The organism is Burkholderia sp. Ac-20379 (genome assembly GCF_017104645.1).
In the GTDB taxonomy this organism is placed as follows: domain Bacteria; phylum Pseudomonadota; class Gammaproteobacteria; order Burkholderiales; family Burkholderiaceae; genus Burkholderia.
This window is the reverse complement of the sequence record NZ_JAAGPF010000022.1, coordinates 1-16,993: the sequence shown is the minus strand read 5'-3', so window position 1 is coordinate 16,993 and position 16,993 is coordinate 1. Positions and strand designations below refer to the sequence as shown.

Genomic DNA, 16,993 nt, shown 5'->3' with positions numbered 1-16,993 from the left:
CTCCGGCGTACGTGGGCCGCATCACGAAGGTCGAACACCGCGCGGACGGCTATTACCTGCACTTCGAGCGGGATCACCGCGTCGACCCGATTCCGCAGGATAAGCTGCTCGCGATGGCCGCCGCGCTGGACATCCGAACGCCCACCCGCAGCTTCGGTGACCTGGGCAGCAGTCACTGGTCGGTCAAGCACGTGGACCTGTATCGCGTGCTCGAGCGGCACGGCCTTTTCCGGTCGGCCGCACTCCCTCGGGAAGCGCTGCTGACCGGTGGCGTCGGCGAAGCGGCTGGATTTCCGGACCGGGAGCCGCAGTATTTCACCGCCGCGACGGTCCGGCCGGGCGAAGACGCGGCGACGCAGCAGATCACCGGTGGTGGCATGCTAGCCATGCCCGCCGCGCAGCCGTCGGCGGGTGCGATCGCCGCGAAGCAGCCATCTTCACTGGCTGGGGCCGCTGCCCGTGACATGGTTGTTCGACTGGCAGCGAGCCCAGATGCTCTGCCGCAGCCGCCGGGGGGCTTTATCCGCACCGCCGCGCAGGCGGCGGCCGCCCGCGCGGACGCGGCGCCAGTTGTGCCACCGCCCGCCACCGCAGCGGCCCGGACGCGCGTGTTCATCGTGCATGGTCACAATGTTGCCGTCCGCGAGGAAGTAGCGCGTTTCGTCCAGGGACTCGGTCTCGAAGCAGTCATCCTGCACGAGCAGCCCAACCAGGGGCGTACGATTCTTGCCAAGTTTCAAGACGAGGCGGCGAGGGCGGCCTTCGCCATCGTGCTGCTCACCGGTGACGATCGGGGCGGGATCGAGGCAGGCGATCGGGCGCAGTATCAGTTGCGGGCGCGCCAGAATGTGGTGTTCGAGTTCGGGTTCTTTGCCGGCAGTCTCGGCCTGCCCCACGTCTGCGCCCTGGTCGACGGCCCGCTTGAGAAGCCTTCTGATATCGACGGGCTGGTGTACATCTCGCGCGCGGGGGACTGGAAGCTGCAGTTGGTGAAGGAAATGCACACCTCGGGGCTTCCGGTCGACGTCACCAGCCTGTTGCGCTGAGCGCATGGTCATGGCCAACCGCTTCGCACTCGTGACGCTCACGCTGCCTGCGGACCTTGCGCCCGAGTCGCTGCCAGCCGCAGCGATCCACCCTGATCGCCGCGTGCTGACGAGGCATGAGCCACACGCAGCTGCTCGACCGCGCCCGACGGCTGGGCCAGCGCGTCTCGCTGCGCCGGCTACCGGTTGTTGTCGCCGGCGGACTGGGTCGCGTGACGGTGCGGCTCACGTCGCGCGGGTCGAGCTCGTCGCGCCCGTGCGTTGCAGTGCCATGGCGACACGCCAACGCGCGAAGCCGTCCCTGCCGCCGGCGCGTGATGTGCGCCAGGGCTGTCTTTTCTGAAAACGCGCAGGAGGAACGATCATGGGCCGACCCCGCCACACCTGGCGCGACGACCAATTGCGAGCGATCCTCGCGATCCTGCCCGCACTGGAACGCGACTTCCCGCAGGACAACGCTGCATTTCTTGATGCACTGATCGCCGAGATCCGTCTCATCACCGGGCGGGTGTTCGGCGCCGGCGTGTATGACGCACTCCTGAAGAATGTGGGGCCGCAAACGGGCGTGACCCGGCGCCCTAGTTCCGCCACCGTGCAGGCGGCGGTCGGGCGGGCGCACGCGGCCGCGCCGGCCGGCCGCGCTCAGTCCGACGTTGGGGGTACCTCGCTCAACCAGCCCGCACAGCTTCGCGACATACTTGCCCCTGTGGTACGCGACGCGCTCGCACCCCTGCACGCGCTTTTCGCAACCCACGCGGGCGCGGCAGACGTCAGTGCACCGGCTGCCGGTGCGGAACTAACGCTCACGCGCGCCGCGCTCAAGGATGCACATGCGCGCATCCGACAGCTCGAGGCCGGCCAAGCGCAGCTGCGCCAGTTGCTGGGAGCGGCCGAAGCCTCGCGCGACCTAGCCGGCGCGCAGGTCAAAAGCATGCTGTCCGGGTTGCTCGAGGCAATCCACGACGCCGGCACCGGCGCCACCGAACTCGCCACCACGGCGCAGCGGCTCGCCGGCACCGAGCAGTTCCTTAAACTCCAGCAGGACGCCGTGCGGCAGCAGGCCAACGTGGAGGCCGACGCCTTGCGTCTGCAGGTCAGCCAGCTGCGCGATCAGGTCGGCCGCCTCCAGATCGAGAACGATCACTATCGGAGGGCGCTTTCCGCTCACCGAAGTCAGTCTGGACCGCGTTGACGATCCCTCGCCCCGAAGTCCCAACCCTGACATCGGGAATTACTAGGGCTAATGTTCACAAACATCATTAGCGCGTCGTATGGCCCTTACGTGGCAGCGTGGACCGCCGATGCGCGTATTCGTTAAGTGCGGCGATGCGGCAGCGACGCTGCTGACGAAAAATATTGCTCGGGCCGGCCCTGTCAATAGGCTGCCCTTTACCGATAACCGAGTGTCGTGGGCTGTCCACGACCGGTGGCAGGACGCTGCGAACGCCGGGTTCGGGGGCTTTACGGCTTTAACCTCGTTTTGGCCTGGATGCGCTTACCGCACTAGCGATCTGGAGACGTTAAGCGGTTGGCTGCCCAATTACATCGCCCCGCAAGCCAGTCTCGCTGAAAGTGCAGAGCGGTGCCGGAAGTGCAAGAAGACGACGGCGGTCTACTGCCTGGCTTCTCGTCGCGCTCATTTGAAGAGCGAGTTCAGCGATCATGAAGACGATGCTGAACCAACAGATTGATTGGCTGTTTCTGCCTGCCCGAACACCCCAGCAATCATGGTCCGGCCCCCTTGTGTATCCCCTTTGGGACATAGAGCACATTGGAGGACGCGGAGAACGATGAGCACGCGAGCACCACAAAAAATCTGCAAATCATTGATTTTTATAGGTCAACGTTGATTTGCGTGCGTGGTTCCGCACATCTCAATGTGGCCAGTCGCATGCTCTGGCTGCATTCAGCTTCTTGAATTCCAGTTTGATGAGGCTGAATCGTGCGGTCGGTTGCGCGCCACGACTCATTGCCAAGGTCCATGCACGAGAAGAAACTACGTTCTGACAAAACGGCAGAGCGAGGAACCCATGCTACTAAACGTCAAACAAACAGCTGCGAAGCGCCTAAATATGGCCGACCGGGCGCAGCAGCAGATGGATGTGCACTTTCCTGGTGTTCCGGCGCAATGGCTTTGGCGACGCAAGAGCAATCACGGGTTCAGCACGATTCCGCGCACGTTGCCCATTGCCATGCAAATTATCGACGCACAAGCAAAAGGTCATCCAGCCGGACATACGCTCTTTTGTCTATGGGCGCGCTCTCCAGATCACCCGGTAGTCGCTATTGAGAACCCGGCGACATTCGCAAGTGAGGCGGGGTTTACGGGGGAGCGAGCGGTCGATACATGGAGGCGACGGATGAAGAGGCTGCGAGAGCTCCAATTTATCGCTACCAAACCTGGATCTTCTGGCGAGTTTCACTACGTCTTGCTTCTCAATCCGAACGCTGCGATCGAATGGATGCGAAGCAACAAGATGGTTCAGGACGGACTCTACGCCCGCTTCCTCGAACGAGCAGCCGACATCGGCGCGTTCACGGATGTCGAGGCAATCCGCAAATATTGGACGGAACAGGCGGCGGCCGCGCAGGCACAAGCTGCGATCCAAGAGGCTGCGAAACCCCCATCGGCGTCTGAGCCGACGCCAAATATATGACGAGACGAAAAGGAGGCAGAAATGTGTAAAAGATTAGTTGCTGGCATCCAGTGTTGCGTGCCCACTGGATGCCGCGTCGGGAAGCTCACAAACCAGTCTGATTCCTAGGCCGGGCTGGCGTGTGTGCGTGGCAAGCACTCTGGATGCACTGGACATCGGCGGCGCTGTTGTCCAGTGCGGCACTAGCGCGGTGTCGCGTGGCAGAAGCATAAATCCAAAAATCGGTAGGGTAAAGATCGCGCGTTTCCTTTCCTGCCCGGCCGGGTAGGGCACACGAATGGCGTATCGGCTTTGCGAACTCTAAATCGATTCCCGTGCGTCGTTACACGATGATAGGAAAACGGGTCCGCTAGGGTAGCGGCGACGACTGAGCCGGGCAACGTCGAGCGGAACCGCCTCGAGGCGCAGTAGCGGCGATGCTAGCAGGCGATCCGGAGACCGAGTTGTCGCAGCATCGTTCCGTGAAAAGCCAAGCCCCCGGCTGGGGCCGTTTTGCTGTTCTCGTTGATGTCGATCTTTCGTTGCCTCAAATGACCGAACGCAGGTAGCTTTTCCCGCAAAAAACAGAACGGACAGGCACGCGCCCCCAATGGTCGGCAACGCTCGCGGCCCGGCCAGCAAGCCATATGAGTGTGGCCAGACCTTCGAGACGTTGAACTGCTTGACGCCACCTTGATGCGTTGAGCGTACAAAAGGAAGTAATGCAATCCGCAAAGTATGAAGTCAGGGGAATTTCTCTTTACGGATGCGATTACGTAGCCTTACATGAGAACTTTACGTACGAGCACTCAGTGTGGCTGCGAGATCAATAGTTGCACGCACGAAAAATTTTACATAATGCGAATTAACGACATTTTGGTTTGTAGTGGCTAGATTGAAATGCCCGGTTTGAACCAGTTAGACATATCCAGCTCAGGCCCACCACAGGCACACACTCCAGCCGCCACACCCAACGGCCGAAACCCGCCAGCCCAAACAACAACGGTCATCAGCTCCGGTGATCACCGAATCAAAAAAGACTATTGGCGCGGCGCCCGATCAGCGGCTCAAGATACCTGCGACAGAACACCGGCCACGCTGCATCGATGGCCGCCCAACCGACGCCGTTCGAGCGACGGTGGCGCGGCAGGCCGGCACCCGCATTCCCGGAGCAACCCGCAGCACAAGCGGGCCGATGTCCCGCCGCGCGTCGCGCGAACGGGTTGAGGAACGGAAGCAGGAGACAGGAGACAAGCATGGATCACACTTCCCCGCCGCCCGCGCGGCACGAGGCAGGCTCCGGCATGCCGGGCGCCGCCCTTGAACGCCGCGGCGTCGACCCGAAGCAGCTCAAGCGCGCGGTCTGGACCTGCTCGCTCGGCAGCGCGCTCGAATACTACGATTTCGCCTTGTACACGCTGGCCTCGGCACTGGTGTTCGGTCCGCTGTTCTTTCCCGGACAGACCACCGAGATGCGCCTGATCGCGAGTTTCGGTACCTACTTCGTCGGTTTCGCGGTTCGTCCGCTGGGCGGCGTCGTGTTCGGCGTGCTCGGCGACCGGATCGGCCGCAAGTTCGTGCTGACCGCCACGGTTCTGCTGATGGGCGTCGCGAGCACGCTGATCGGCCTGCTGCCGACCTTCGCGACGGCCGGTTACTGGGCGCCCGCGCTGCTGGTGGCGCTGCGTATCCTGCAAGGGCTGGGCGCGGGCGCGGAGCAAGCCGGCGCCGCGGTGCTGATGACCGAATACGCGCCCGCCGGCAAGCGCGGCATCTATGCCTCGCTGCCGTTTCTCGGCATTCAGCTCGGCACGGTCCTCGCCGCGGCCGTGTATTTCGTGATGCTCGCCAATCTGGCCCACGTCACCGACGGCTGGGCCTGGCGTGTCCCGTTCCTGTTCAGCGCGGTGATCGTCGCGGTCGGCCTCTACATGCGCCTGCGCCTGCACGAATCGCCCACCTTCGTGCGGCTCGAGAAGCGCGCGCAACTGGCGACGAATCCGCTGAAGAGCGCGATGCAGCACTCCCGGCCGACGCTGCTGGTCGGCATCGGCCTGCGGATGGCAGAGAACGGCGGGTCGTCGATCTACCAGGCGCTGGCCGTCAGCTATCTGGCGGGCGTGATCGGATTGAAAGGGCCGATCGGCGCGCTGGCGCTGGTCTGCGCGGCAACCGTCGGCGCCTGCACGGTGCCGCTGGCGGGGCGACTGAGCGACCGATTCGGCCGCGTGCGCGTGTATCGCACGTTCGCATGGCTGCAACTCGCGCTCGCGTTCCCGGTGTGGTGGATCTTCAGCCAGGGCAACGTGGTGGCGAGCCTGATCGCGATCTCGATCGCACAGGGCTTCGCGAACTGGGGCATGCTCGGCGCGCAGGCCGCACTGCTCCCGGAACTGTTCGGCGCCCGTCATCGCTACATGGGCGTGTCGTTCTCGCGTGAAGTGTCGGCGTTGCTCGCGGGGGGAATCGCGCCGCTGGTCGGGGCGATGATCATCGCGGCCGTCATCGTGATGCACGGCGGCGACCGTGCGGCCGGGGTGCTCGCCTGGGTGCCGATCGCCGCGTACCTGGCGCTGCTGACGCTGATCACCCTGTTCGCCACCTCGCGGATGCCCGAAACGCTGAATCGCGATCTCGACGATCCGCTCGACGCGATGCAGGCGCAGCCGGCGCCGGCGGCCGACCCGCTCGCGCGGCAAGCCTGAGCGAGCCGGGCGACCGATGCGCCCGGCTTCTTTCCCGTTTCATTTCACTTCCACAGGAGCCAGCGCAGATGGCGCACGATTCGACCCGACGGCCCGCACTGCTGATGACGGGCCCCTACCAGCCGTGGGACGACGCCTGGCTGTCCAGCGCCTACGAGGTGCATCGGCTCTGGGAGGCCCCGGATCGCGCGGCGTTCCTCGCCGAGCGCGCCGCCGACGTGCGCGCGATCGCGACGCGCGGCGACCTCGGTGCCGATGCCGCGCTGATCGCCGCGCTGCCGAAGCTTGAAATCATCGCCTGTTATGGCGTCGGCACCGATGCGATCGATCTTGCCGCCGCGCGCGAGCGCGGTATCCGCGTGACCAACACGCCCGACGTGCTGACCGGCGACGTCGCCGATCTCGGCGTCGGGCTGGCCCTCGCCATGATGCGCCGCATCGGCGCCGGCGACGCGCATGTCCGCTCGGGCGCCTGGCAGGACGGCAACATGCCGCTCGTCACGCGCCTGTACGGCAAGCGCGTCGGCATCGTCGGCTTTGGCCGGATCGGCTCGACGCTGGCGCGCCGGCTGTCCGGCTTCGACGTGGAACTGGGCTATTTCAATACGACGCCGCGCGCGGACAGTCCGTATCGCTGCTTCGACAAGCTGACCGAGCTGGCCGAATGGTGCGAGCTGCTGATCGTCACGCTCGCGGGCGGCCCGGGCACGCGCCACCTGATCGATGCGGAGGTGCTCGAGGCGCTGGGCCCGCAGGGTTATCTCGTCAACGTGTCGCGAGGCACGACCGTCGACGAAGCCGCGCTGCTTGGCGCGCTGGAGCGCCGCGAGATCGCCGGCGCCGCGCTCGACGTGTTCTGGAACGAACCGCGCATCGATCCGCGTTTCCTCGCGCTGTCGAACGTGCTGCTGCAGCCGCACCATGCCAGCGGCACCGTCGAGACGCGCGAGGCGATGGGCCGCCTGGTGCGCGACAACCTCGCCGCGCATTTTGCCGGTGAACCGCCGCCCACGCCGGTGGTTTGAGCGCGCGCGGGCCCGCCGGTGCGGGCCTCGCAGCGCCGTTGCAGGTGGACAGCGCCGCTCGGCCGAAACGTGACGGATTCGGCCGGGCGACGCGCTTCCTTCGTCGGCACTACGGCGCGCGCCGGTTTTCAAGGCCGCCAGCGGCCCTTCCCCATACCTGCTGGATTGCCGTCTCGCCCCTCCCTCCTTTTCAGCGTGATCCCCATGACCATGACGGAACCCCGCGTTGCGCCGTCCACCCGCTTCCCCGTGGAACGCCTGGCCTCGTTCGCCAAGGACAATGACGGCGGCAACCCCGCCGGCGTCGTGATTTGCGATGCGCTGCCGGATGCCGCCACCATGCAGGCGATCGCGGCGGAGGTCGGGTATTCGGAAACGGCATTTGCCGCCCCGCTGGGCGACGCCTGGCGGGTACGGTATTTCGCGCCCGAAATCGAGGTGCCGTTCTGCGGGCACGCCACCATCGCGCTCGGGGCGGCACTGGCCCGGCGGGAAGGACATGGCGTGTTCCGCCTGCGTCTGAACCAGGCCGAAATCACGGTCGAGGGAGCACGCGACGGCACGGCATGGGTTGCGGCCCTGCAGTCGCCGCCGACGCGCAGCGAGCCCGCGCCGCCCGAATGGGTCGATGCCGCGCTCGCGCTGTTCGGCTATAGGCGGGCGGATCTCGATGCGCGTCTGCCGCCGGCGATCGCGGAAGGCGGTGCGAAGCACCTCGTGCTGGCGCTGGCCACGCGTGAGCGCCTGTCCGAGATGCGCTACGACCTCGATGCCGGCCGCGAACTGATGCTGGCGCATGGCTTTGCCACGATCGCATTGGTGCACGCGGAGCAGCAGCGGCGGTTTCACGCCCGCAATCCGTTCGCCGCGGGCGGCGTGTACGAAGATCCGGCCACGGGCGCCGCGGCGGCCGCGCTGGCGGGTTATCTCCGCGATGCCGGGTGGCTGACGGACGGTGCCGTCGAGATCGTCCAGGGCGAAGACATGGGCATGCCGAGCCGTATCAACGTGGCGATTTCGCCCGAAACGGGCGCCAGCATCCGGGTGTCGGGCCAGGTTCGGGCGCTGGATTGACGCGGCTCGCGGCCGGTGCCGGGGCAGCGCGCCTCGGTCTCGCCGCGAGGCATGGCGGATAGCGCAGTCCTCGCCGCCGGTTGCCGCTGCCGTGCGTTCACCGTCCGGCAACCGGCGGGCCGCCTCCCCGCCACCCCGCCCCCTGCACAGCCGGGCGCCTGCCGTGGAACACGCTATGATCGGAACCTTCCATCTTCTTTACACAGGCCTACCATGTCCGATCCCGCCGACGACCGCCCCGCCTGGAACGTCACCACCATCATCGTCATGCTGATCGGCGCCGTCGTTCTCGCGGTGTGCGCGGTACAGGCCTGGAACACGGCGGCGTTTCTCTCGACGGCCACGCGCGCCGACGGCGTCGTGATCAGCTCGAGCGGGCATCCGACCATTCGTTTCACCAGCGCCGGCGGGGAAAGCGTCGAGTTCGTGCAGAACGGCGGCCTGAGCCGCGATGTCGGCGCGCACGTGCCGGTGGTCTACGATCCGGCGGCGCCGGCCCACACGGCCTGCGCGGACACCTTCTTCGCGTTGTGGAGCGGCGCGCTGTGGGGGCTGCCGGCCGGCTTCGGCTTCCTCGTCCTGCCGCTGTTCGGCGTGCGCTTCGAGCGCTCGGGCGCCTATGGCGCCTCGTTGAAGCGCTGATCCGGGCGTACCGGCCGGCGGGCGCGCCCTACTCGCTCCCGCCGCGATTGCGCAGGAAGCGCTGCGGCGTCTCCCCCATCGCGCGCCGGAACATCGTGATGAATGCACTCGAGTTGCGGTAGCCCAGCTCGGTGGCGATGGCCGACACCGGCATGCCCTTGGCCAGCCGCGAGATCGACTCCACCAGCCGCAGGCGCTGGCGCCACTGGCCGAACGTCAGGCCCGTCTCGTCCTTGAATGCGCGCTCGAGCGTGCTCTCGCTGGCCCCCACGCGCATGCCCCAGTCGTTGAGCGGCGAATTGTCGGCGGGCGTGTCCATCAGTTGCCCGCAGATCTGCTGCAGGCGCCGATCCTTCGGCAGCGGCAGCAACCCTTCGGACGCCAGTTGTGCCTCGTGCATTTCCTGCAGCAACAACGGATCGATCAACGAGGAGCGGCGCGCCGGGTCGCCGTTCTGCTGATCGAGCACGAGCGCGCCGACCAGCGCGTGCAACAGCGTCGAAATCATCAGCACGTGGCAACTGCCCGCTTCGCGCGGCGCGATATCGACTTCGAAATAGACGGTGTACATCTCCACCGGGCTGACCGCCTGCAGCTCGTGCGCGACGAGCGGCGCGATCCACAGGCCGCGGTACGGGCCGAGCGTCCAGGCGCCGTCGGGCGTGATGACGCGCAGCACGCCGCGCGTCGTGTAGACGAACTGCGGCTGCGTGTGCGAATGCCAGCTCTCGCTGTCGCCGGCCGCGAAGTCGCACCGCTTGGCGATGACGGGGCGCTTGAGCTTTCGCTGCTGCGTGCCGGTCATGCGTTGCCAGATGTCGCTCATTGGTGAATTTGTCAGAGAAATGCCGAAAAACCGTCAAATTTCGCCGGTTTTGCGCAGCAAATTGACAGGACGTCGATAAAACATCGGCCGTATTCTATCCCCCGTTCGACAGATTACAAACGCAAATAGAAATGAGTCGTGTTTGCATCAATGAAGGTGGTGACATTTTGAACGGGGCATGCGGGATGAACGGGAGCGGGAGCAGGAAGGCAATGCGCGGCACGGATCGCGGAGATCGCCGCGCGCGGCGCGCGACGCTGCGCACCATGACGGCGGTGGTCGCACTGGCGTGCGCGAAGATGGCCAGTGCGCAGACGGCGGCGCCGGTGGCGGCGTCGGACGCCGCGGCACAAGCGGAGCACCAGCTCCCATCGGTGGCCGTATCGGGCGCGCGCGAGGCGGAAACGGCCACGGGGCCGGTGATCGGCTACGTGGCGAAACGCAGCGAGGCCGGATCGAAATCGGACACGCCGATCATCAAGGTGCCGCAGGCGATCTCGGTGGTCACGCGCGACCAGATGGACGTGCAAGGGGTGCAGAGCGTCGCGCAGGCGCTGCGCTACACCTCGGGCATCAACCCCGAGCAGCGCGGCACCAACACCGATTCGCTCGAATATCTCTACGCCCGCGGCTTCCTGGTGGACGAATACTGGAACGGGCTGCGCACGCCGGGCCCGAACGGCGGCTTCGGGTACAACGTGACGAGCTTCGATCCGTATCTGTTCGAGCGCATCGAGCTGCTGCACGGCCCGGCCTCGGTGCTGTACGGCCAGGGCTCGCCGGGCGGCACGGTCAACCTCGTGAGCAAGCTGCCGACCGCCACGCCGTATCACGAGATCGGCCTGCAAACCGGCAGCTACGGCCGCATCGAGGGCTTCCTCGACCTGAGCGGCCCGGTGGATCAGGACGGCAAGGTGCGCTATCGCCTGACGGCCGACGGCTTCAACACCGGCACCCAGACCGATTTCGTGAACCAGCAGCGCTTCTCGATCGCGCCGACGCTGCAGTTCCGCCCCACCCGCGACACCACGTTCACGCTGTTCGCGAACTACCAGGCGGATCCGGAAGCCGGCATCTACAACTCGGTGCCGTCTACCTGGACGAGCCGCGGCGAATACCCGGGCGAATCGACCTGGGACAGCTTCCGCAAGACTCAGGAATCGATCGGCTATCAGCTCGAGCACCGCTTCAACGACGTCTGGTCGTTCAAGCAGAGCTACCGCTTCATGCGCAACACGCAAACCGTTCAGTACGTGGGCAACGATGGCTTCAAGGCGGGCACCGACACGCTCGCCCGCACCGCCTATCTGAACTTCGGCAGCGTGAATTCGAATACGGTCGACAACCAGCTGCGCGCGACATTCGACACGGGCGCGGTCAAGCACAACGTCACGCTCGGCGTCGATTACCAGAACCTGCAGTTCGACCATTATTTCTACGGCAATCTGACCTCGACGCCGGGCCTGACCGAGAGCAGCCCGCTCTATGGCCAGACGATCCCTTATCCGAACTTCATGTTCGCCACCTCAAACGCGACATCGATCAAGCAGCTGGGCGCCTATGCGCAGGATCAGTTCGACATCGGCAAATGGTCGTTCCTGCTCGGCCTGCGCGAGGACTGGGCCAACGAGGACGTGACGTCCTACAAGACGGGCGCCACCACCACGCAGTTCAACCGCGCGTTCACCTGGCGCGCGGGCGGCACCTACCAGTTCGACGGCGGCATCGCGCCGTACTTCAACTACTCGCGCTCGTTCCAGCCGCAGGTGGGCACGACGTACGGCGGGCAGGCGTTCGCGCCGATGACGTCCGAGCAGTACGAAATGGGCGTGAAGCTGCAGCCGAAGGGCTATAACGCGTTCGTCACGGTATCGGCGTTCCATATCACCGAAAACAACGTCGCCACGACCGACCCGCTGCACAACGGCTTCAGTGTCCTGACGGGCCAGGTGCGATCGCAGGGTTTCGAGGTCGAGGGCCACGCCAGCCTCGCGAACAACCTGCAGCTGATCGCCAGCTACACCTACACGAACCTGCTCAACACCAAGAGCAATTCGGGCACGCAGGGCAAGGCGCCGGTGGGGATTCCGCGCAACACGGCATCGCTGTGGGCCGATTACACGGTGCCGGCGGGGCCGCTCGCCGGGCTGCTGTTCGGCGGCGGCGTGCGCTATATCGGCGGCTCGTACGGCGACACGGCGAATTCGTTCACGACCTCGTCGGCGACGCTCGTCGACCTGTCGCTGCGCTACGACCTCGGCCGGCGCTTCCGGAGCCTGACGGGCTGGACGACCTGGCTGAATCTGTCGAACCTGCTCGACCGCAAGTACTTCGCGTCGTGCACCGGCGCGAACTACTGCTACTGGGGGCAAGGCCGCCTGCTGACGGCGGGCGCGAAGTATCAGTGGTGACGCGGCGCCGTGCGCCGGCCGGCGTGCGGCGATGAACCGCCGGGCCTGGCGCGTCGCCCTGCTCCTCACGCATCGGGCGCGCCGGGCGCCGCGCGCCGCTCTCTCAATACACGAGCTGCGTGCGCAGATCGCGCTTGACGGTCACGGTGGCGCCGCTGGCCCGGTAGCTGGCTGAATCCGTGTCGAACGTCGAGCTGATGGTGTCGAAGCTTCCCGGCCGCACCGGAAAAATTCCAATCTCATTCGTTTCGCAAAGAAGACCGCACACCAAGGATCTGGTTCAACCACGATAGACATGTGCTATTAACATAGTCCCGGGCGCCCCTAAAGGCATCAATTTGGCTACAGTCGGTGATTCGCGAAGCTGCGACATTGGGCAGCGTAACCTTTGATGTCGGTGCTGACCAATGCGTCATCGGCCGCCGCAAGCAGTTCTTCGACGGGAAAGTTTCGACGCTCGAATCCGAGGTCATGCCCCAAACTACCAACGAGGTGGTTGCATACGTTTCCATAAGCGACCAGGCGGAGCCAGAACAATGGTTTCGTGCGAGCGGAGAAATTGCCAAGAATATCTGGAAGCGGATGAAGCGCTTCTTTGCCGCTCGAAGACTTCAATAGTTCTTCAAATTCGGTGAATCGCATACACCGTTCGCGCCCGTCTTCACGGACAATCAGTGAATCAGCAATTTTCGAAAGTACGTCGTGAAATATATGCTGAGTTTGTTCTTCCCAGTTTGCATCGCCGCGATCTTTAATGACAGATTTTCCGGCCAAAATAGATTTGGCCGCGCGGCTGAACTGTAGAAGTGTGCGTCCGTCTGAGTCTACAGAAAAGTCGGCGACTGACATTTGACGTTCTACCAACTCGCAAATGACAAGCGGACGCAAGCAGCGGTAAAGAAAGCTCCGAGCGTAATACCGATCGAGCGACATCTCGTAAGACTGTCGTTTGTCATGCCGCTCAATCCGTGACGCGAGATCTCTGCATGCGAGCAGCAACTGAAATCTAAGCGGTCCGACTGCTTCATAGAGGCGCTTGCGTGCTTCCCAATCGTACTGACGTTTTGCAGCGTGATCGGCGAGAAATGTTTCGATCCGCTGACGCGTCTCGCCCTCCCAGGTTATTCGATGCTTGTCAAGTTGATGTTTCAACATGAACTTGCCAATGGCGATGCAGAGAGGCACGGTCGTCACTATCGATGCTAGGACACTCTCTAATATGTTTGTCACCGTTTCTCCCTTCGTCTGAAACTTTGTGCTGAAAGATGCTTGGTTTGCAAAAACCGATAGTAAATGAAGTCGACATACAAGGCATCATTCAGAAATCCTGCAGCACTGTCAGACCAGCCGCATCCGCCCCAAACTGACCCACGCCGCCGCCCACACCACCAGCGCCAACGCCCAGGCGCACGCGAACGCGCCGCCGTACCCCAGCGCCGAGACGGCCGCGCCGATCAGCCCGGTCGCCACGACGTTGCCGAGGTTCTCGCAGCACTGCATGGTGGTGAAATCCGCGCCGGGCCGCTCGGGCGAGGCCCAGTTCATCAGCGTGGCCCACACCGCCACATACATCGCGCCCTCGAACAGCGATTGCACGGCGAAGGCGACGTAGCACGCCGGCAGCGAAAACCGCTGCTGCGCGTCGAGCACCCAGGCCGTGCCCGCCAGCGCGCCGGCCAGGGCGATGCCCGTCAGCACGGCGCGGCGGCACCCGAAACGGCGCACCATCGGCACGCCGATCGCGACGGCGCCGAGCGCGACGAACGCGAGATTGCTCATCTGCAGCCGCCCGATCGCCTCGATCGACACGCCGCGATCGAGCAGCCACGGCTGCACGAGCGTCGACACGCCGGTGCTGGCGAGCTTGAAGCTGCCGGCCAGCAGCACGGCCCAGCCGAAATCGCGGCGGCGGAACACGTCGCGCAAGCGCACGCGCGGCGCGGCCGGCGCTTGCGCCCGGCCCGCGAAACCGCCCGGCACGAAACCGAGCGGCAAGTAGATCAACGCCATCGCGGCCGCGAGCGCCGTCATCGCGCCGCGCCACCCCACATGGGCGCTCAATACCAGCAGCCCGCCGCCGCCCACCAGCATGCCGGCGATGAAGCCGGCCACCTGGATCGCATTGGCCGCCCCCGCCGCGCGGCCTTGCAGCCGGCGCACGGCATAGGCGTTGGTGACGATGTCCTGGGTCGCGCACAGCGCGTTCATCAGCACCACCAGCGTCAGCACGGCCGCCAGCGAGCCGGGGTGCGCGATGTCGGGCGGCACCGGCACGAGCGCCGCGCAGGTCGCGACGATGCCGAGCTGGGTGATCCATAGCACGCGCCGCATGCCGTGCCGCGCGCAGGCGTTGTCGACCGCGGGCGCCCAGAGAAACTTCAGCGCCCACGGCACGAATGCCAGCCCCGTATAGCCGACCATCGCCGCGTCGTAGCCGCCCGCGCGAATCAGCACGGCCAGCGCGTTGTAGGCCAGGCCGATCGGCAGCCCCTGCGCGACGTACATCAGCGTGAGCGCCAGATAGTCGCCGCGCCGGCCGGCGCGCGGCGCGGCGCCGGATGGGCGGTGTTCGGCCGCCTCGCCGTCGAAGTGCGCGCGCATCTCAGAAGTCCATCCCGACCCGCACGCCCACCACGCGCGGGTTGCCGGCCACCACGATCCCGCTCGACAGCGCGCGCGTGTAGTAATGCGCGTTGCCGAGGTTCTGGCCGTACAGCCCGATGCTGTAGCGGCGCACGCGATAGGTGGCGTGCGCGTCGACGAGCACGTACGGATCGTTGGCGAGCGTGCTGGTCGGCGCGAGCCCGGTCGCGCCCTGCCGCACCACGTTCACGCCCACGTCCCAGTGCGCGTCGGGCCGCCAGGTCACGCCGAAGCCGAAGCTCTGGCGCGGCGTGCTGGCGAACTGCTGCCCCGCGTAATCCACGCCGCCGAGGTTGTACTCGTCGTATTTCGCGTCGACGAGGCCGACGAACGCGCTGAACTCGTACTGCCGCGCCGGCCGCCAGCGCGCCGACAGCTCCGCGCCGCGCGTATGCGAGCGCGGTGCGTTGGTGGTGACGGTCTGGCCGTTCACGCTGGCGGTGATCTGCTGGTCGTGCATCCAGGCGTCGAACAGCGTCGCGCCGAGCTCCCAGGCATCGTCGGCGCCGCGCAGCCGGTAGCCCAGTTCGAGATAGGTGGAGGTGGCCGCGCCGTACGGCTGGCCGGCCTGATCGGCCGAGGTCGCATAGGTGTTGAAGCCCGGCGAGAGATAGCCGCGCGCCAGCGTGAGCCAGCCGAAATGCTGTGCGTTCGGCTGGAATTCGAGCGTCAGGCGCGGCAGCGCGGCCACGTGGCTGACGCTTGCGCCGTTCACGCCGGACACGCTGCTGAACGCCGTGTCGGGGATGCCGTCGCCGTCCGAGTCGTACATGCCGCCCTGGGTGCTCTGCCAGTCGAGCGTCTGCCGGTCGTATTGCAGGCGCATCCCGGCGGCGATCCGCCACGCGGGCGCGATGCGCCAGCCGGCCTCGCCGTAGGTCGACACGCTGTTGCCGCGCAGCGCGGCGGTGGTGCTGCTCGAATAGGCCGGCCCCATGTCGAACAGATAGGGCGCGTCGCGCCGCGTGTACTGGTCTGACAGCCCGATCATCCAGTCGAAGCGGCCCTGCTTGCCGCTCAGCTTCGCGTCGGCGCTCAGTTGACGCGACACCATGTCGTAGCCGTTGCGCGCGCCGAACAGCGAGGTCGGCAGCCAGTAATCCCATTGCATGCGGCTCGCGCCGAGCGTGACGGCCAACTGCGTGCCGTGGCCGAGATCGCGCTCGTAGCCCGCCGACAGCAGCACGTATTCGACGTCGTTGGTGCCGGTGTCGGCGGCGTCCGATTGCCGGCGGTCGGCCAGCGTCGGCGTGGCGAAATAGTCGTTGCCGCCGCGCGATTTCGAGGTGTAGAGGCCGAAACGCCAGACCCCGCCCGCCTCGTCGCGGTGCAACAGCTTCAGGTGCGCGAACGTGCTGTTCCAGCCGGCCGTGTTGTCGCGGTTCAGCGTGGTGTTCTCGGTGTAGCCGTTGCCGTGTTCGGTGCCCGCCGCGATCCGCAGCGCGGTGCGATCGCCGAGCGGCACGTCGCCGCTCACGGTGGCGCGGGCCCGGCCATACGAGCCGTAATCGAGCATCACGCTGGCCGCCGGCTTGTTGCCGGGGTCGCGCGAGCGCATCGACACCAGCCCGCCGAACGCGTTCTGCGCATACAGCGACTGCGGCCCGCGCAGCACCTGCACCTGTTCCAGATCGAACAGTTGCCCCACTGCCAGGCCGAACAGCGGCACGCCGTCCACCAGCACCGGAATCGCGGTGCTGTCCGATTCGTCGGCATCCACGCCGAGGCCGCGGATCGTCACGATCGGCGTGGTCTGCGTGTAGCTCGTCATGTAGACGTTCGGCAGCCGCTCGGCCATCTGGCCCAGCGTGTCGAGGTGGTTCGCCTCGAGCGTCTCGCCGTCGAGCGTGGACACGCTGGCCGGCTGCGTGAAGCGCCGCTGCTCGGCGGCGCTCCGGCCGCCGCCGCCAACCTTGACGGCCGGCAGCGCAACCGCCGCGGCACCGGATGCCGGCTGGCCGGCGTCTGGCTTGACGGTCTCGCCC

The 16,993-nt window shown here is 65.9% G+C and carries 12 protein-coding genes; 8 read left to right on the top strand and 4 right to left on the bottom strand.

The genetic code is table 11. From position 1 onward, the window contains the following. Window positions 1–11: 11 nt before the first annotated feature. The 7 genes from G3N92_RS35460 to G3N92_RS05070 all read left to right on the top strand — a co-directional run bounded on the left by G3N92_RS35460 (window position 12) and on the right by G3N92_RS05070 (window position 9,128). Entirely contained in the window at window positions 12–1,046 is a 1,035-nt protein-coding gene (locus G3N92_RS35460) for a nucleotide-binding protein (RefSeq protein ID WP_339385812.1), read from the top strand. A 364-nt stretch (window positions 1,047–1,410) separates the two neighbouring features. Beyond that, window positions 1,411–2,238, top strand: coding sequence for a hypothetical protein (locus tag G3N92_RS05095; protein WP_206126366.1), 828 nt, complete (start codon window positions 1,411–1,413; stop codon window positions 2,236–2,238). An 838-nt stretch (window positions 2,239–3,076) separates the two neighbouring features. Continuing rightward, window positions 3,077–3,703: a hypothetical protein gene (locus tag G3N92_RS05090; RefSeq protein WP_241014595.1), complete on the top strand. Its 627-nt coding sequence runs from the start codon at window positions 3,077–3,079 to the stop codon at window positions 3,701–3,703. A 1,235-nt stretch (window positions 3,704–4,938) separates the two neighbouring features. Next, window positions 4,939–6,387: an MFS transporter gene (locus tag G3N92_RS05085; RefSeq protein ID WP_206126365.1), complete on the top strand. Its 1,449-nt coding sequence runs from the start codon at window positions 4,939–4,941 to the stop codon at window positions 6,385–6,387. Window positions 6,388–6,455: 68 nt separating this feature from the next. Continuing rightward, window positions 6,456–7,412, top strand: coding sequence for a 2-hydroxyacid dehydrogenase (locus G3N92_RS05080; RefSeq protein ID WP_206126364.1), 957 nt, complete (start codon window positions 6,456–6,458; stop codon window positions 7,410–7,412). A 204-nt stretch (window positions 7,413–7,616) separates the two neighbouring features. Beyond that, window positions 7,617–8,486, top strand: a complete 870-nt coding sequence (locus tag G3N92_RS05075) for a PhzF family phenazine biosynthesis protein (protein WP_241014594.1) — start codon at window positions 7,617–7,619, stop codon at window positions 8,484–8,486. A 213-nt stretch (window positions 8,487–8,699) separates the two neighbouring features. Next, window positions 8,700–9,128, top strand: a complete 429-nt coding sequence (locus tag G3N92_RS05070) for a DUF3592 domain-containing protein (protein ID WP_206126363.1) — start codon at window positions 8,700–8,702, stop codon at window positions 9,126–9,128. Window positions 9,129–9,156: 28 nt separating this feature from the next. On the opposite strand, the gene G3N92_RS05065 is transcribed toward G3N92_RS05070, so the two are convergent. Continuing rightward, window positions 9,157–9,954: a helix-turn-helix transcriptional regulator gene (locus G3N92_RS05065; protein ID WP_206126362.1), complete on the bottom strand. Its 798-nt coding sequence runs from the start codon at window positions 9,952–9,954 to the stop codon at window positions 9,157–9,159. Window positions 9,955–10,166: 212 nt separating this feature from the next. On the opposite strand from G3N92_RS05065, the gene G3N92_RS05060 reads away from it, so the two are divergent. Next, the gene (locus G3N92_RS05060; RefSeq protein WP_206126361.1) at window positions 10,167–12,365 is read left to right on the top strand and encodes a TonB-dependent siderophore receptor; all 2,199 of its coding nucleotides are present in this window, start codon (window positions 10,167–10,169) and stop codon (window positions 12,363–12,365) included. A 342-nt stretch (window positions 12,366–12,707) separates the two neighbouring features. Here the strand turns inward: G3N92_RS05060 and G3N92_RS05055 are convergent, their stop codons facing one another. The 3 genes from G3N92_RS05055 to G3N92_RS05045 all read right to left on the bottom strand — a co-directional run. Then, complete coding sequence (locus G3N92_RS05055; protein WP_206126360.1) at window positions 12,708–13,520, bottom strand: hypothetical protein; 813 nt, start codon at window positions 13,518–13,520, stop codon at window positions 12,708–12,710. Between the two features lie 183 nt (window positions 13,521–13,703). Then, window positions 13,704–14,966 carry an MFS transporter gene (locus G3N92_RS05050; protein WP_206126359.1) on the bottom strand — a complete coding sequence of 421 codons (1,263 nt, stop codon included), beginning with the start codon at window positions 14,964–14,966 and terminating at the stop codon, window positions 13,704–13,706. Window position 14,967: 1 nt separating this feature from the next. Further along, window positions 14,968–16,993, bottom strand: a 2,026-nt coding sequence (locus G3N92_RS05045; protein ID WP_206126358.1) for a TonB-dependent receptor, incomplete at its 5' end; no start/stop codon positions are given.